The 15869-nt window shown below is 42.1% G+C and carries 15 protein-coding genes; 2 read left to right on the forward strand and 13 right to left on the reverse strand.

Annotated features, from left to right (window positions below):
* Positions 1 to 28 precede the first annotated feature (28 nt).
* The 3 genes from NWP22_RS08320 to pyrH all read right to left on the reverse strand — a co-directional run bounded on the left by NWP22_RS08320 (position 29) and on the right by pyrH (position 2609).
* Positions 29 to 1144 carry a geranylgeranyl reductase family protein gene (locus NWP22_RS08320; protein ID WP_271734524.1) on the reverse strand — a complete coding sequence of 372 codons (1116 nt, stop codon included), beginning with the start codon at positions 1142 to 1144 and terminating at the stop codon, positions 29 to 31.
* A 201-nt stretch (positions 1145 to 1345) separates the two neighbouring features.
* The gene (gene frr / locus NWP22_RS08325; RefSeq protein ID WP_271734522.1) at positions 1346 to 1894 is read right to left on the reverse strand and encodes a ribosome recycling factor; all 549 of its coding nucleotides are present in this window, start codon (positions 1892 to 1894) and stop codon (positions 1346 to 1348) included.
* Complete coding sequence (gene pyrH, locus NWP22_RS08330; protein ID WP_271734496.1) at positions 1881 to 2609, reverse strand: UMP kinase; 729 nt, start codon at positions 2607 to 2609, stop codon at positions 1881 to 1883. Before pyrH ends, frr begins: the two co-directional genes overlap by 14 nt.
* Positions 2610 to 2984: 375 nt before the next feature.
* On the opposite strand from pyrH, the gene NWP22_RS08335 reads away from it, so the two are divergent.
* Positions 2985 to 3881 (forward strand): alpha/beta fold hydrolase, encoded by an 897-nt coding sequence (locus NWP22_RS08335; protein ID WP_271734494.1) that lies wholly within the window; start codon positions 2985 to 2987, stop codon positions 3879 to 3881.
* Between the two features lie 858 nt (positions 3882 to 4739).
* On the opposite strand, the gene NWP22_RS08340 is transcribed toward NWP22_RS08335, so the two are convergent.
* The 8 genes from NWP22_RS08340 to NWP22_RS08375 all read right to left on the reverse strand — a co-directional run bounded on the left by NWP22_RS08340 (position 4740) and on the right by NWP22_RS08375 (position 11950).
* Positions 4740 to 4976, reverse strand: a complete 237-nt coding sequence (locus tag NWP22_RS08340; RefSeq protein ID WP_271734492.1) for a hypothetical protein — start codon at positions 4974 to 4976, stop codon at positions 4740 to 4742.
* A gap of 160 nt (positions 4977 to 5136) precedes the next feature.
* Entirely contained in the window at positions 5137 to 5340 is a 204-nt protein-coding gene (locus tag NWP22_RS08345; RefSeq protein ID WP_271734489.1) for a hypothetical protein, read from the reverse strand.
* Between the two features lie 335 nt (positions 5341 to 5675).
* Entirely contained in the window at positions 5676 to 5981 is a 306-nt protein-coding gene (locus tag NWP22_RS08350; RefSeq protein ID WP_271734487.1) for a hypothetical protein, read from the reverse strand.
* A gap of 33 nt (positions 5982 to 6014) precedes the next feature.
* On the reverse strand, positions 6015 to 8180 hold the full coding sequence (locus NWP22_RS08355) for a peptidase domain-containing ABC transporter (protein WP_280801726.1): 2166 nt from the start codon (positions 8178 to 8180) through the stop codon (positions 6015 to 6017).
* 132 nt (positions 8181 to 8312) lie between these two features.
* Positions 8313 to 9827: an HlyD family secretion protein gene (locus tag NWP22_RS08360; RefSeq protein ID WP_280791967.1), complete on the reverse strand. Its 1515-nt coding sequence runs from the start codon at positions 9825 to 9827 to the stop codon at positions 8313 to 8315.
* 300 nt (positions 9828 to 10127) lie between these two features.
* Entirely contained in the window at positions 10128 to 10430 is a 303-nt protein-coding gene (locus NWP22_RS08365; protein WP_271734481.1) for a CTB family bacteriocin, read from the reverse strand.
* A gap of 268 nt (positions 10431 to 10698) precedes the next feature.
* A complete protein-coding gene (locus NWP22_RS08370; protein ID WP_271734479.1) occupies positions 10699 to 10998 on the reverse strand; it encodes a CTB family bacteriocin in 300 nt (99 codons plus the stop codon).
* Positions 10999 to 11236: 238 nt separating this feature from the next.
* Entirely contained in the window at positions 11237 to 11950 is a 714-nt protein-coding gene (locus NWP22_RS08375) for a diacylglycerol/polyprenol kinase family protein (protein WP_271734477.1), read from the reverse strand.
* 61 nt (positions 11951 to 12011) lie between these two features.
* Here NWP22_RS08375 and yidD point away from each other — a divergent pair, with 61 nt between their 5' ends.
* A complete protein-coding gene (yidD, locus tag NWP22_RS08380) occupies positions 12012 to 12269 on the forward strand; it encodes a membrane protein insertion efficiency factor YidD (RefSeq protein WP_271734474.1) in 258 nt (85 codons plus the stop codon).
* Between the two features lie 142 nt (positions 12270 to 12411).
* On the opposite strand, the gene NWP22_RS08385 is transcribed toward yidD, so the two are convergent.
* Both NWP22_RS08385 and NWP22_RS08390 read right to left on the reverse strand, forming a co-directional pair.
* On the reverse strand, positions 12412 to 13935 hold the full coding sequence (locus NWP22_RS08385; RefSeq protein ID WP_271734472.1) for an AbgT family transporter: 1524 nt from the start codon (positions 13933 to 13935) through the stop codon (positions 12412 to 12414).
* Entirely contained in the window at positions 13932 to 15797 is a 1866-nt protein-coding gene (locus tag NWP22_RS08390) for an ABC transporter ATP-binding protein (RefSeq protein ID WP_280801727.1), read from the reverse strand. Before NWP22_RS08390 ends, NWP22_RS08385 begins: the two co-directional genes overlap by 4 nt.
* Between the last annotated feature and the right edge of the window lie 72 nt (positions 15798 to 15869).

Raw genomic sequence — 15869 nt, forward strand, 5'->3', positions numbered from 1 at the left:
AATTCAGCAATACAGAATGTTCTATAGCTTACAAACCACGAATTAAACGTTTCAAGGCGCGTCCAGTAACCTCACTGTAGTGTACTTCACCACAGAAAAGCTGACCCATAATTTTCGCACTAGATGGGTGCTTAACTCCCACTTTGTAAGCGATACCAGGAAAACGATAGAATGCACCTCCTAGTTTTTGCGCCCAAGCCATCTCACTACCCCATTGTTCGTTCATGGCGGCGCTGTATTGCTCTAAAGCGTTAATGTCACCAGAAAGTGCTTGATCAATTGACACCGCAGCGAGTAAACCGCTAAAAATAGAGGGGCGAATACCTTCTGCTGTCATGGGGTCAACGACACAAGCCGCTTCCCCAGCTAAAATTGCGTTTTGGGTATGTAGCTTTTGATGACCATTCCACGAACAAATGGGATGACCATATTGCTGACTAGTCTTAATATCTAGATCAAAGGATTGGGCGTATTCGTCCAAAATTTTCTTAAAGTTTTGTCTTTGACCGCCCATAAATGTCCCTACGCCAATTGAATAACCATCAGCTTTGGGGAAATTCCAGATATAACCGTTTTTAACCAAACCAAACTCAAGGTGAGCAGTGGATTGATTGACCACATTAGCAGGAACTTCTGCTTCTAAAGCTGCTGCTAAAACACGTTTCCTGTCTTTGAAGCCTAACCATTTAGCCATGGTTCCCTTTGCACCATCAGCCGCAATTAAGTAACGACCTGTAACCGGCCCATTATTCGTGTTAACTTGCCAATAGTCATTTTTAAATTCAAGTCCTGTAGCCCCATTATGATCACTTAGTCTAGCCCCTTGTTTCTGTGCTTGCTGCACTAAGAAATAATCAAAAATCTCACGTCTTACCATCCAGATTGGTTCTTTGGTGACGATTTTTGCTTCTACAGGGTCGCCCATTTTCCAAGTGAAGCGCAGAGAGTCTACTTTTACCGAAATTGCTGGGCTAAAGTCAAAGTCAAACCATTGCGCAATGGCTGGTGAGACACCACCACCACAGGGCTTATACCTAGGTAGCGATTCCTTTTCCAAAAGTAACACTGAGTGTCCTTTCTTGGCTAAATGATATGCTGCCGTGGCACCAGCTGGTCCAGCACCCACGATGATAGTGTCGTACATAATAGCTGAATTTTTACCCTCGAATTAGTAAATTGTGGATTTTATCTCTATTTATCTGTGTCAAGTGATATTTTCCCCATAGCTAGAGAAAACGCTATTAACATCCTTATTGGGCATACATAAAGGCTGAAGAATGTTTCTTCAGCCTTTAAATTTGATAATACTCTAGTCTAGGAGCAATTGCTTAACAGCCATAGCTTCCTAGAGAGTTGTAATGTCTTTTTCTTTTTCTACCAGCAACTCATCTATTTTGGCAGTGTATTTATTTGTGAGCTTTTGCAGTTTATCTTGTTGGTCTTTTGATTCATCTTCAGAGATTTCTGCAGCTTTTTCCTGCTTGCGAATAGAGTCTTGGACATCACGACGGATATTGCGGATGGCTACGCGACCATCTTCAGCATACTTAGCAGCCATTTTGACTAATTCTTTCCGGCGATCGCTTGTTAAAGGTGGAATGTTGAGCCTAATTACAGAACCGTCATTACTGGGTGTTAAACCGACATCAGAGAGAGCAATTGCTTTCTCAACTAGGTTTAAGCTGCTTTTATCATAAGGCTGAATTAAGATAGTTGTGGCATCGGGAGTGCTAATATTTGCCAGTGATTTCAAGGGTGTAGGTGAACCATAGTAGTCCACCAAGACCTTATCTAGTAAACTCGCATTGGCGCGGCCAGTGCGAATAGTGTTAAAAGCTCGTTGAGTCGCCTCAACGGTTTTTTGCATCGTACTCTCAGCTTCAGATAATTTCACAAGAACCTCCCACAAGGGTACCGATAGATTCTCCCAAAACGGCTCGGTGGATGTTACCTCGCACCGTTAAATCAAAAACCAGAATTGGGATATTGTTTTCTTTACACAAGGCGATCGCAGTACTATCCATTACGCGCAAATCTTTAGCTAAGACGTGGGCGTAAGTAAGACTGGTGTAACGCTTGGCGTTAGAATATAGATTTGGGTCAGCATCGTAAATTCCGTCTACCTTAGTGGCCTTAAAAATCACCTCGGCATCAATTTCTGCGGCTCTTAAAGCTGCAGTGGTGTCAGTGGTAAAGAAAGGATTTCCTGAACCAGCACCAAAAATTACCACCCGCCCTTTTTCTAGATGGCGGATAGCGCGACGACGGATATACGGTTCCGCTAATTCTTGCATAGCGATCGCGGTTTGTACCCGCGTCTGTACCCCCATACGTTCTAACGAATCTTGTAGCGTCATGGCATTCATTACCGTGGCAATCATTCCTATGTAGTCAGCGGTGGCCCTGTCCATTCCTGCCGACGCAGCTTTAACACCACGAAAAATATTACCACCGCCTACGACGATGGCGATTTGAACCCCAGTGGCTACTACCTCTGCTACTTCCTCGGCTATTTCTTTGACCACTTCAGGGTCAATACCATAGCCCATATTGCCCATTAAGGCTTCACCGCTTAGTTTAAGTAAAACCCGTCGGTAATTTGTTCCCATGAAGTTACGCTTATCAAAAAAAGTTGCAATTGCCTCCAATTTAAGATAGCAGTAGAGTGACTATATATGTCTAGTTAGGCCAAATCAGTACCTCGGATGGTTTTTTCTCCACAGGCGGAAATTCTCCACTTACATAGCTGCTGTTAACTAACCTGCTGCGAGCTATGCAGGACAGAAAACGGCAAGATTAGGAAATGTGAAGTATTATAACAATAATATCGAAATTCGCAAAAAACATCACCAGGTAATCCGTAGGAATCCCCTGGCTTTAGACATGGGGCTAAGTTGCGGGGAAATTTATCAAGCCTCCGGCACGCTTCAGGTGAGCGATACGCCGTCCCCCTTATATCTTTCTTTAATATTTACAAATTCCTGATGACAACTTCCACAACCACATTTACCTCAAGTAAAACTTGGACTTGGCAGGGTTTCCCCATCTGCTATCAAACTCTAGGAACTCATGGCCCCGCAGTTGTTCTCGTCCATGGCTTTGGAGCTTCATGGTGGCACTGGCGGAAAAATATCCCTGTGCTAGCAGAAAATTGTCGTGTTTATGCCATTGATTTGATTGGCTTTGGTGGTTCGGCTAAACCTGAACCAGGGGGAGAAATCACCTACACCCTCGAAACGTGGGGACAGCAATTAGCCGACTTTTGCCGCCAAGTTGTGGGTGAACCTGCCTTTTTAGTCGGAAATTCCATTGGCTGTATTGTGGTATTACAAGCAGCAGTTAGTAACCCAGATATAGCTTTAGGAGTATCCCTAATCAATTGTTCTTTAAGATTGTTACACGAGCGCAAGCGGGCAACACTACCCTGGTCACGTCGCTTCGGCGCACCAATTCTCCAAAAAATATTATCTATCAAACCAGTTGGTAAGTTTTTTTTCAATCAAGTTGCTAAACCGAAAACAGTACGCAAGATTTTGCTCCAAGCCTATGCTAATGCAGAGATAGTTACAGATGAGTTGGTGGATATTCTCACGGCACCAGCAAAAGACCCAGGCGCTGTAGCGGTGTTTCTCGCCTTTACTGCTTATTCTACAGGACCTTTACCAGAAGACCTTTTGCCCCTGCTCCCTTGTCCTGCTATTATCTTGTGGGGGACGGCAGACCCCTGGGAACCAGTAGATTTAGGTAGGGAATTAGCTAACTATCCACAAGTGCTTAAGTTTATCGCCCTGGAAGGGGTGGGACATTGCCCCCAAGATGAAGCACCTGAGTTAGTCAATCCGATTTTACTCCATTGGATGGGCGAGCGATCGCCCGTATAAAAAACGAAGACCGCGCGGTCTTCGTTTCCTCAAACTTGTGGAGGTAGCCTTTTCACATAAGTGGTATGAGTCTTTGCTTACCTCCTCATGCACAGTTGAAACTAGCAAATGACCCAGTTGGTGGACTTTGCCAACTTAGAAAAAGCCACGGCCAAGACCGAAGCCCCAGCCTCTGTAGCCTCGGAAGCCAGGGACTCCGAAGCCTCCGAAGCCACGGCCAGCACCGAAGCCAGGGACTCCGAAGCCTCCGAAGCCACGGCCAGCACCGTAACCCCAGCCTCTGTAGCCTAATCCTCCGACGAAACCGAAACCGCCAGAAACATCCTGTTGTTCTTCTGCGGATAAATCCATCAACAAATTAGATGGGAGGTCTTTAACTGACATAATTTTCCCTCAAATTCGTTTGTATGTGGTACACACTTCCGTAACAAGAAATATGAGAGTGTAGTACCTTGTTTTTCATTTTTAAACCAATTTTATAGTCATTAAATTATCCCCAAGTTATAAAAAATAATCTCAAATAATATATCTATTGGTTAATCTATAAGCACTTAATTTTAGTCTATTATCTGCGCAAAAATATGAATTAAAAATAACGGCTATAACGAAAAATTACCATTAATTTGATATTAGAATAAGACAGAATTATCAACCTTTTTTTCATGGAAAAAAGGTTGTGAATATTCCTCTTCTGTTTTAGAGAAGAGGAAACTTATAACAACTTTAAAGGTAATAGTGACAGATAGACTTACGCCCCCAGGTATATCAAGGGATTACTCATCCATAGTTGAAAATCCCAAATCCCAAATGGTATTATTCCAGGTGATTTAATGTTTCGCAAACATCCTCTTTTGAGTCTTACTGGAAGAACCCGTCAAAAGAACCACCACCACCACCACCAGTAGGTGGTCCAGCAACAAAGCCAAAAATGCGAACGGGGATACGTTGACCACGAGAATCAATAAGAGTACCAACGACGGTAATATCAGGTCTAGTCGGTCCACCCAATTGTAGTTGTTGACCCGCAGATATAAGTTCTTGTGAATCTGGGGATAAATCCACCAATAAATCAGGTTGAGTTATTTTTTCTGACATAATTTATTCCCTCAATCTCGCAGATATACCAGATATATTTTAGGTAGGTAGCACCTATCATGGGTGCTACCAAATTACAGATCAGGTTTGGTGTTGTACCTCCAAATATCTGTAATACAAGACTATTTTCCAAGTAGAAATCATGGTAATACTTTAGTCTTTATTTAACGACTTCAAGAATACCAGTTAAGCGGATGGGAATACGGCGAACACGTTTCCTGGGTCGTTCATCAAAGCTATCTTCTTCGGGAAATTGAGTGTCAAATTGGTTCATTTGGTCTTCAGATTGTCCACCAGCTAAAAGCTCTTGTTGCTCTACAGATAAATCTTCAAACAGGTTTGATAGGGTAATTTTGTTTGACATAATTTTGTACCTCAATTAATGGCTTTAGGTGTGTAATTACCTATGTTTTTATTATTGGGCATAATCGATTTATTTAAATGTCCCTTAAGTTATAAAAATCTCATTAATTTTTATCTCTATAGACTCATGTAAATTGTCTTAATTTATCTTTATTTATGATGCTATAATTTGTTTATTACTATATTTATATATACAAAAAACTCCCAGATAAAAAACATCTGAGGATGTATTCAATATATAATTAAAAAAGGTTGGCAGCTAAATTTAACTATTTACAAAAATAGCCAAACCAGACCAACACGTATATATTAACAGTTTATGGTTTAAGTAATTGTTTAAGAGATAAATCCTCTAATAATTTGAGCGATGAGATTGTTTAAGCTATTCCCAGGAGAAGGAAAATTTTGTAATGTAAAGGTTATAGATGATGCCATAGTAATCTGTGATAAATTGTACTTTGTAGTTTGGGTTCCAGATTCATCTTCTCCCAAATTTAAGTTATTATCTGCCTGACTTTGAATATCAGTTTTTTGAAAGAAAAAATTACTAGTTGCTAGTATGTTTTCTCCTTGACCACCTACTAGGCTTTCTTGCTGTTCTTCACAGAGGTGCTGCCAAAAATATATATGATTTTCAGACATGATTATAGTTGCTCATACTAGGGTTAATTTTCATCACAATAAAAACTTTTGATGCTCTCCTTTGTGTGAAAGAAAAGTTTCTAGATCACCTTGTAACTGCACTTCACCTTTTTCTAACATCACAATCCAATCGGCTCGCTTGATCACACTGGGGCGATGGGTAATTAAAATTGTAGTTTTGCCTTGGCGGTGTGCTAAGATGGCATCTAAAACGCTAGCTTCACTTACTGGGTCTAGTCCGGCGGTGGCTTCATCTAAAATGAGGACTGGTGGATTAGTGAGAATTCCCCGAGCGATCGCTAATCTTTGTCTTTGTCCACCAGAGAGATTAGCGCCAAATTCACCTAACACAGTTTGATACTTATTGGGAAGTTGACTGATAAAGCTATCAGCATCCGCAATTTCGCAAGCTTTGACAATTTCCTCAAAGGAAATGTAGGGCGTTCCTAAACGGAAATTCTCTAAAATCGAGCGACTCCAGAAATGAGGTTCTTGGGGTACATAAACTATTTGTTGTCGTAGACAATCAAGAGCGAGGTCATCGAGGTTAAAAGAGCCAATGCGGATATTACCGGAATTTGGCTGATATAAACCTGCTAACAGTTTTGCCAAGGTACTTTTACCACAACCAGATTTACCAATTAAAGCGATCGCTTGTCCACCGGGTAGCTTGAGAGAGAAATCTTCTAATAAGTCCACTCTACCGGGGTGGTGAAATGTCACATGAGAACAATGAATATCTGCACCGCCAGAAATTTGGGACACAGGCTTTTGACTGCTTCCCGCATCCTCCGGTGTAGCATCAATCACTTCTAAAAGCCGAGAAACTGCTGTTTGAGAGCGAAAATATTCATCCACTAAGCCCACTAAAGAATTAATTAAACCCAGAACATTCACCTGTAGCGCATTAAAGGCGAGCATTTGCCCAATACTTAATTGGCCCTGAATCACTAAAAGACTTCCCAACCCCAGTAAAGCCACACCACCAATACTAGAAAAGAGTCTAGAAATAGTAGTATTGATAATTCCCAATTGCACAGTACTAAAAGTCAGATTAGCCAGACGACCAAAACGACTTTGAAATTCTTCCCAAAATTGGGGAGCAGCATTTGTAGTTTTAACTACCTGTGCGCCCTTAAATGTTTCTACTAAAACCCCTTGATTTTCCGCCCCCAAGACTAAAAGACTGCGAGTCTTTTGTTGGAGGATAGGTAAAAAAGGCAAAGTAGATAAAGTCATTAAACCACTGATGAGGATAACTGCTAGTGTGAGCCGCCAACTATAAAACAGCATTAAGCAGAAAGAAATCACTGCAATGAAAAATTTACTAGGTAAAAGAACCACTATCTGTGATACTAACTGGTTAATGTCATTAATATCTCTTAATCGGCTGGTGATTTCACCACTACGGCGGGCTTCGTAGTAATTCAAAGGTAACTGGAGTATTTTGCGCCCAAACTCTAAAACTAGCCCCAATTGTAGCCTTTGACCAAAGTGAGCAATCATTGTCGATTGTAATAATTGTAAGGTACTACTGAATAAGGTCATAACTACAACTGCAGCCACAACAACAGTGAGTAGCTGGACATCTCCGCGCACTAAAACATCATCTGTCAGGATTTGGATGAGTACCGGAGAACCCAAAGCGAGTACACCCAGGACAATATTGAGCATTAAAACCTGAGTGAGCAAACCACGATAAGGCAATATCCGCTTAATAAAGCGTCCTAAGCCGCCTATTGGTTGCTCTTGGGGCTGCTCAAAAAAGCGGTCTGGATCTGGTTCTAGTAAGAGCATCACCCCATTCCAAGCGGCTGTTAACTCGTCTCGGGTAACATAACGAATCCCTACAGATGGATCAGCAATCACATACTTTTTGCCCTCTTGCTTATATAACACTACCCAGTGATAACCATGCCAATGGATAATCGCTGGTAACTGCACTTCTTTGATTCTGTCCAGAATTTCTGGGGAGGCTTTAACTGCTCTAGCATTAAAACCCAAATTCTCAGATCCGCGTTTGAGACCTAACAAAGTAGTGCCTAGTTGTCCAGTTCCTACTGATTCTCGACTGCGATTAATACTCAAAAACCGTCCATAATGTTTGCAAATAGAAGCCAGACAGGCTGCTCCACAGTCTTCTTCGCTCAACTGTGAAACGCACTGATAGTTTTGTTGCAGTTTGATTAAACCAAACATAATTAAGTTTTGTTTGTTGAACTTTTATCCTTAATCTCAAACTTGCTAGCACTGGAAATGTAACTCAAGATTTATTTATCGGCGGTTAACTGTTTGTAATTACGTCAGAGAATTTCAGACCCCCAAACTTTCCTAAAAATCAGTGATTAATCTGGCTTTGCGGAGAATGAAATTAAGGACTGTTTCCTGACGGGAAATAATATCAGCCCTACCTTCCATACCGGGTTTGAGATGACACTGACGATCGCCTCTACCCACAGATGTAGTTTGGGCTTCTATAGTGGCTTGATAAGCAACCATCTGGGTAGGATTTTGAACAGTGGGCTGGGGGCTGTGATTTCCCACTGGTAGGGCATCTGGTGCGACGGTTCTCACCGTTCCGTGAAGAGTACCATAATCTGGATAGGGGCAAGCGGAAACCTGCATCTGCACTTTTTGCCCGGGTTGTACTTTGTCGATATCTTGAGGCTGAATAAAAGCTTTAATCATCATCGGACCATTGGGGGGAGCAATTTGAGCAATAACTTGGCCCGGTTGTACTACCTGCCCAGGATTACGCAGATTTAACTGTAGCAATGTCCCTGTAATTGGCGCTCGAATTACAGTTTGATTCAGGTCAGTTTGTAGTTGTTGTAGTTCTTTGCGCGTCCGAATCATTTGTTTTTGTAGTTCTAGACGCTGTTGCATGAGGGTTTCTCGCTCTCTGTTCAAAGCGGCTAAGGTCGCTTTTCCACTGGCTTTTTCTTGTTGAATCCGTTCATAGGCGACGGTGAGTGCGGCATTACTGGGATTGAGATTAGTTTGAGCTTTTTTGAGTTTGATTTCAGCAATTTTTAAGGCTTGTTCTTTTTCTTCTATTAGGTCTTTGGCGCTAGCTTTTGCTTGTTCTAACTTAGCCTGGGCTGACTTGACAGCCTGTTCTTTCTCTTCATATAAACTGCGAGTAACGGCTCCAGATTCTACTATTGATTGTAAGCGATCGCGTTGCAATTTGGCTAAATTTAAAGCTATTTCGGCCTCTTGTACAGTTGCTGTTAATAGGTTATTCTGTTGTAGGCGATCGCGTTGTATTTTCGCTAAATTCCAGGTAGCTTCGGCCTCTGTCAGCTCGGCTATAGTTCTAATTTGTTGATCTTCATAGTTGCGTTGAGTCGCACTGAGTTCGGCTTGTGCGGCGATGATAGCCCGGTTAACTAAGGTTGTTTGGGCTGTGATCTGAGTAGTAATTTCACGGATTTGAGCATCGATTTGGCGCAGTTGTAATTGACTCTGCTCAATGCTGTTTTCTAGTTGGCTTTTTTGATTTTGCAGGCGGGAATCATCAATGTAAGCTATGGCTTCTCCTTGATTGACTATTTGATTTTCTTGCACATCTATTTTTTGCACTGTTCCGATGACGGCGGATTCCACAATTCCTAGTTTTCCTTCTGGTCGAATAGTGGCTGGAACTTTGACTGTGACATTGTAATTAAAAATAGATGTGAGACCAGTGGCCGCCAGAAATATACTTAGTAAAACTCCAGCACCGATATTTGTCCATTTACTGATGCGGGGAAGAAACTCGTCAGGTTGCACTAAACTGAGTTCTTCTGGAGTCGGTTCATTAAACCTATTCCACTGGTTTTCTGGTTGGGGAAAGGAATTCACTATACTGTACCTTGGCTGGGATTCTCATGTATAAAAAAATTGTGCAAACATTCATAAACACAGTTACCTGTGCAGTCATCAATTACAGGACTTACGCACCTAACATCATAGCCTGGCTACAGAGGACTTTAGTCCTCTGTGATCAGGAATAGCAATGACCACAAACAGAAAATTTTCTTTGATAGTCTTTGATAGTTGCGTAAGTCCTAAATCATTCAAGATGGTAATTGCAAATATCTCTAGTACTGGTCAAATGATCACTGATGAATTTCAACTTGACAGACCAGAGCCGATGGGATGTTATTCGTTATTGGAGTTATTCCCTGCGCCGTTGAGAATTGGTGCAGCACCCAAAGCATCAACGTCAGGAACTTGTGCGGCACCCAATCCCAATAAATCTTGTGCTGCGGTGTTAGTAGCTGTCAACTCACCTGTGGAGTTTGCACTGCTACCATCCGGACCAGATCTGACTGATCCTTGTAAATTTGCCAGTCTGTTAGCGAAATTGCTCCCAGCTAGGTCAAAGTCAACACCGCCAGCTATAAGTTCTTGCTGCTCATGGGATAAAGCAACACACAACTCTGATAAAATATGCTCTGTCATGATTGTTAGCCTCGGTTACATATTTTTGATTTTTGCCAAAAATTCTAGATTTTAACTAGAAAATTCTGGAATAATAGCCTACTTTCCACCCCTGCTCACAAGAAACCCCGGTGTTTCGTTGATTCATCGCTACCATATTTCCTGGGGAAATTCACCAGGGTGATCTCTGTAATATTTCAGTTATTAGAGACTGTTTGTTAAACCCCACACATGATTTCCGACTGAGGTGGGTGCAACGCTCTCACAAATCGGATTTATGGGTTACTTATTAAGCGTTGTTATCATTTACACCATTTAGCACTGGTGCAGAACCCAAAGCGTCAACTGAAGGTACTTCTTGGGCGCCCAATCCCAACAAGTCTTGAGCCGCAGTATTAATAGCCGTAACATCACCTGTAGAGTTGGCATTACTACCATCTGGACCGGCCTTACTTGTTCCTTGTAAGTTGGCACGTCTTCGTGAAAAGTTGCTCCCGGCTAGTTCAAAGTCCGCACCGCCAGTTAAAAGCTGCTGTTGCTCATCAGATAAAGTAACAAATAATTCTGATGTGAATATTCCATGTGACATGATTGTTAGCCTCAGTTATCTACATAGGTGTGTGAGCACCTAAGAACTCAACTATAAGCACTGTTTGTCATGAATTCATAAATCTGGAGATAGAAATCAATGTTATCTATTTACTCCTTAAAGTAGATATAATGTCCGATTTTTTCAAGTTAAAGTCACACCTCTAGGACATAAATGGTTAATATTCTCGGTTTTTGCGGCTATTTATCAAATCATCGAGTTTTTAATTATCTGTTGATTATGGGGAATGGTGTAACAGAGTGTTAGTTAATATAAGTGCTAGGGTGGCACTTCCTAAAGGAACTGTTAAATTATCAATGCCCAAAAATGAAATTGCTTCTAAGCTAGTAGCAACTAGAGCGATCGCCAGGGATATTACCCAAGTTTGCCAAAAGTTACCTTCAACACTCAATAAAATTAAACTACTGATGAAAAAACTCACTGTAGCCATGGTCAAGGAGCCTTCCCAACTTTTTTGCGCTCCCAAAAGTTTATACTTATGTTGACCAAAGCGTTGCCCAATCAATGCTGCTAACCCATCACCCCAGGCCATGACCATGATCCCGATGGCGGCGTATTGGGGCTGTTGTATATGCCAGAACCAGGCGACTAAAATGCCCATACTGACAGCATAAAAGAAGGTTCCCAAACTTTGCCGACCGACGCTATTAATACCAGGCAGAATGGGATATCTGTATGATAATAAGGTGATGGTGCTGGCGACAATGGAAGCTGTAATACCTAAACTGGCGGGAACATTTAGCCACCAGGCTAGTAAAATTACATTACCTGTGCCAATGTGAACTATTTTCCTAACTATTTCTGGTTCACCCTTACCAAAGCGATGCACCACCCATGAAATCAGGAGGATCAGTGACACCCAAACTGTAACTACGGTAATTTGCAGCCACAAAGGTGGAACAGAGGTTAAATTTATAACAGAAGATAACAAAGAAACTACAAGATATAAGTTTTCAGATTTATTATTAATTTATCGGATCTAGGGGATGGTGATGAAATTATTATTCATTTGGTTAATTAAAGGTTACAGAATGTTTATTTCGCCATTATTTCCCCCTACTTGTCGCTTTCAACCAACTTGTTCAATGTATGCTATTGAAGCTATTGAGCGATTTGGGGTATGGCGCGGTGGGTGGATGGCTACGCGGCGGATTTTACGTTGTCATCCGTTTCATCCGGGTGGTTATGATCCAGTCCCGGAGGCTAAGACCCATTGCTGTGATTCTACTCTACCTGATTGCGAGAAATAACCCCCGGGATTCTAACACAGCCGTCACTTGTAAAATGAAGGCTTGGTTATAGGGTGCAGGGATTAATTGTACACCCAAAGGTAAAGCCTGATGCTGCAAAATTGGCACTGACTGCTTGATATTAACGCCGCCAAGGTGTAAATTAAATTCTCATCAAAGCCCCAGGACCCAGGGGTAAAGCCAAAACAAACCAGATGATTAATAGAATAGACCAACCCAACAAAAAGGCGATCGCATAAGGTAACATCATAGCTATGAGCGTCCCCATACCTAGGTTTTGATCGTATTTCTGGCCAAAAGCCACCACCAAAGGAAAATAAGGCATCAAAGGGGTGACAATATTAGTAGTAGAATCACCAATACGGTATGCAGCTTGGGTTAACTCTGGGGAGTAACCCATTAACATAAACATGGGTACAAATACAGGAGCCATAATTGCCCACTTGGCGGAGGCTGAACCCACAAATAAATTCAGCAGCATACTGACTATGATAAATAATATCAGTAATGGTGCCCCTGTAATCCCTGTAGACTTGAGAAATTCTGCCCCATTGATCGACATAATCACCCCTAAATTACTCCAACTAAAATAGGCAATAAATTGGGCGGCGATAAATGCTAAAACGATATAATATCCCATGGCACTCATGGAATTACTCAAGGCTTTAGCAATATCTTTGTCATTTTCAATAGTTCCGGCAATCCTACCATAAACAATCCCAGGAATGAGAAAAGCCAAGGCAATAATAAACACGATGCTATCTAGAAAAGGTGAAGGAATAATTGTCAAGGTTTCTGGATGTCGTAAAATTCCTTGTGGTGGTAGCACCATAACCAAAACGAAGGCGATAAATCCTAGTAAAGCATAAGTAGCCCAGCGTAATCCTTTATTTTCCCCTAGGCTGAGTTGTTCCATTTGGTAATGTGCTTCCCCTGTGTAATTACCCAATCTGGGCTCTACAATTTTTTCGGTAACAAACCAGCCAATTAGAGTTATTAACAAAGTGGAAACTGCCATAAAATAATAATTGGCAGTAGCATTAACTTGATAATTAGGGTTAATTAATTCTACGGCACTTTGGGTTAATCCAGCCAGTAACGGGTCTAGGGAACTAATGAGTAAATTGGCACTAAACCCACCAGCTACACCCGCAAAAGCCGCTGCTAAACCAGCTAAAGGATGCCGGCGAAATGCTAAAAATACAATGGCTCCCAGGGGTATAAGTACTACATAACCAGCATCAGCAGCAATGTTGCCCATAATACCAGTAAATACTACCGCAGGGCAGATAAATTTACTAGGGGCAATTAATACTATTTTGCGTATTACTGCTGAGAGAAACCCAGTATACTCAGCCACTCCCACCCCCAACATAGCCACCAGGACAGTACCCAGGGGAGGAAACTCCCTGAAGTTGTTCACGGCGGAGGTAAAAATGTGGCGGATACCCTCCGGGGTAAGTAAGGAAACTGCGACGATGGTGTCACCGTTTCCAGGGTGGACAACAGAAAGGTTAAAAGCAGCGGCGATGGTACTGGCGAGAATTACCATTAAGGATAATAGGAAAAATATCGTCAGTGGGTCGGGGAGTTTATTTCCTACAGCTTCGATGAAGGCTAAAGCTGCACCTAAACCGGTAGCTTTTTGACTTTTTGGAGGATTCATAGTTTGTGTGCTTGGCGAGCGCGTACTCGTTCAGGACTACCGGTAGGAATGGAAGCAATTAATTTTTGTGTATATTCTTCCTGGGGGTTCATGTAAATACTTTCGGCTGTTCCCTGTTCTACAATTTGACCACAATTCATGACTAAAATGCGATCGCTCATAAATTTGACGACACTTAAATCATGAGAAATGAAAATATAGGTAAGTTGAAATTCATCCTGCAATTCTTTGAGTAAATTCAACACTTGGGCTTGTACAGAAACATCCAAGGAAGAAACCGACTCATCACAGATAATAAACTTAGGATTTAAAGCCAAAGAACGCGCAATACAAACCCGTTGGCGTTGACCACCAGAAAACTGATGAGGATAGCGGTGTATTGCATCTGCACTTAAACCTACCCGTTCTAAAAGTTCAGCTACACGTTCTCGGCGCTGTCCCTTGGTCTTCCCCACAGAGTGAATTAACAACGGTTCCATCACCGCATCCCCAACTTTCATCCGGGGGTCTAGGGAGCTAAAGGGATTTTGGAAGACAATTTGCATTTCTCGGCGCAGTTTCTGCAATGCTTCACCCTTGAGGTGAGTAATATCTTGACCCTCAAAGATAATTTCACCACTCATTGGCTGAATTAATCGCAGCAAACTTCTACCCAGGGTAGTTTTACCACAACCAGATTCTCCCACCAATCCCAGTGTTTCCCCAGGCTTAACATCAAAAGAAACATTGTTAACTGCCATATGGTAGCGTTTTGTACCACCAAATACTCCCCGCACGGGGAAACCTACCTGGAGGTTGCGGACTTGCAATAAAGGTGACTTATGATTAAAGTTGTTCCACCTTTGAGACATTTCCTCAAGGGTGAACTCTGGGGGATGCAGGGGTTCTTTGGGGTGAATTACTGCTTTTCCGGTGGGAGTTTCTTCCACGCTCATATAGTCGGAAACAGTAAGTAGTTTGTGAGGACGGTGGTTAAGTTTAGGGCGACAAGCCACCAGACCTTTAGTATATGGATGTTGGGGGCGGCTAAAAATTTCTGCTGCAGCACCATATTCGACAATTTGGCCTTTGTACATTACCGCTACTTTGTCAGCAATTTCCGAAATCAGTCCCAAATCGTGGGTAATGAAAATGATGGACATATCACGGGTTTGCTGCAATTCTCCCAACAACTCGATAATAGTAGCTTGCACCGTCACATCTAAAGCTGTAGTGGGTTCATCAGCAATTAATACCACGGGATTGCAAGAAATAGCCATGGCAATCATTACCCGTTGTAGCTGACCTCCAGAAAGTTCGTGGGGGTAACGCTCTAGGATAGCTTCTTTGTGCTGCTTGACTAACCTAGCCAAGGTTAGCCCGTCTGGTTGACCTGTGCTTTGCAGGCACTGCTGTTGTATAATCTCATCATGAGGCAGAAGTTTGACTTCTTGCAAAAGAGCGATCGCAATTCTTTTGGCTTCAACTAGAGAAACATTCTCATGTTGCATAATTGCTTCTGCCATCTGAAACCCAATATTATAAACCGGATTGAGGGAACTCATGGGTTCTTGAAAAATCATGGCGATATCGCCACCCCGGTGTAGCTGCATTTCTTCAGGAGGTAATTCTACTAAATTAATCGGGTTACTACCGGACTGGGGACGAAACCAAACTTCACCACCGCTAATTTTACCGGGAGTGGGTAATAAACCCATGACAGCCAATGATGTTACCGATTTACCACTACCCGATTCACCGACTATACCTAGAGTCTCGCCGCGATTAATTTCAAAGGATATATTATCTACTGCTTTGACACTGCTACCATCACTGGAAAATTCCACTTTTAGATTGCGAACCTCTAGGACAGTTTGTTTCATAGGAATCAGGTGATAAATATTGACGGTAATTTATTTGGATTTTAGCAATACTTCCTGCTCTATAACCCCAAA

Source organism: Anabaenopsis tanganyikae CS-531, assembly GCF_029891675.1.
In the GTDB taxonomy this organism is placed as follows: Bacteria; Cyanobacteriota; Cyanobacteriia; order Cyanobacteriales; family Nostocaceae; genus Anabaenopsis; species Anabaenopsis arnoldii.

What these genes read in the sequence shown, in the direction of transcription:
- NWP22_RS08355 (WP_280801726.1), bottom strand. Translation starts at nt 8,180, where the DNA reads ATGTTTGGTTTAATCAAACTGCAACAAAACTATCAGTGCGTTTCACAG.
- NWP22_RS08340 (WP_271734492.1), bottom strand. Translation starts at nt 4,976, where the DNA reads ATGTCAGAAAAAATAACTCAACCTGATTTATTGGTGGATTTATCCCCA.
- NWP22_RS08345 (WP_271734489.1), bottom strand. Translation starts at nt 5,340, where the DNA reads ATGTCAAACAAAATTACCCTATCAAACCTGTTTGAAGATTTATCTGTA.
- yidD (WP_271734474.1), top strand. Translation starts at nt 12,012, where the DNA reads ATGAAATTATTATTCATTTGGTTAATTAAAGGTTACAGAATGTTTATT.
- NWP22_RS08365 (WP_271734481.1), bottom strand. Translation starts at nt 10,430, where the DNA reads ATGACAGAGCATATTTTATCAGAGTTGTGTGTTGCTTTATCCCATGAG.
- NWP22_RS08350 (WP_271734487.1), bottom strand. Translation starts at nt 5,981, where the DNA reads ATGTCTGAAAATCATATATATTTTTGGCAGCACCTCTGTGAAGAACAG.
- NWP22_RS08370 (WP_271734479.1), bottom strand. Translation starts at nt 10,998, where the DNA reads ATGTCACATGGAATATTCACATCAGAATTATTTGTTACTTTATCTGAT.
- NWP22_RS08385 (WP_271734472.1), bottom strand. Translation starts at nt 13,935, where the DNA reads ATGAATCCTCCAAAAAGTCAAAAAGCTACCGGTTTAGGTGCAGCTTTA.
- NWP22_RS08320 (WP_271734524.1), bottom strand. Translation starts at nt 1,144, where the DNA reads ATGTACGACACTATCATCGTGGGTGCTGGACCAGCTGGTGCCACGGCA.
- NWP22_RS08390 (WP_280801727.1), bottom strand. Translation starts at nt 15,797, where the DNA reads ATGAAACAAACTGTCCTAGAGGTTCGCAATCTAAAAGTGGAATTTTCC.
- pyrH (WP_271734496.1), bottom strand. Translation starts at nt 2,609, where the DNA reads ATGGGAACAAATTACCGACGGGTTTTACTTAAACTAAGCGGTGAAGCC.
- NWP22_RS08335 (WP_271734494.1), top strand. Translation starts at nt 2,985, where the DNA reads ATGACAACTTCCACAACCACATTTACCTCAAGTAAAACTTGGACTTGG.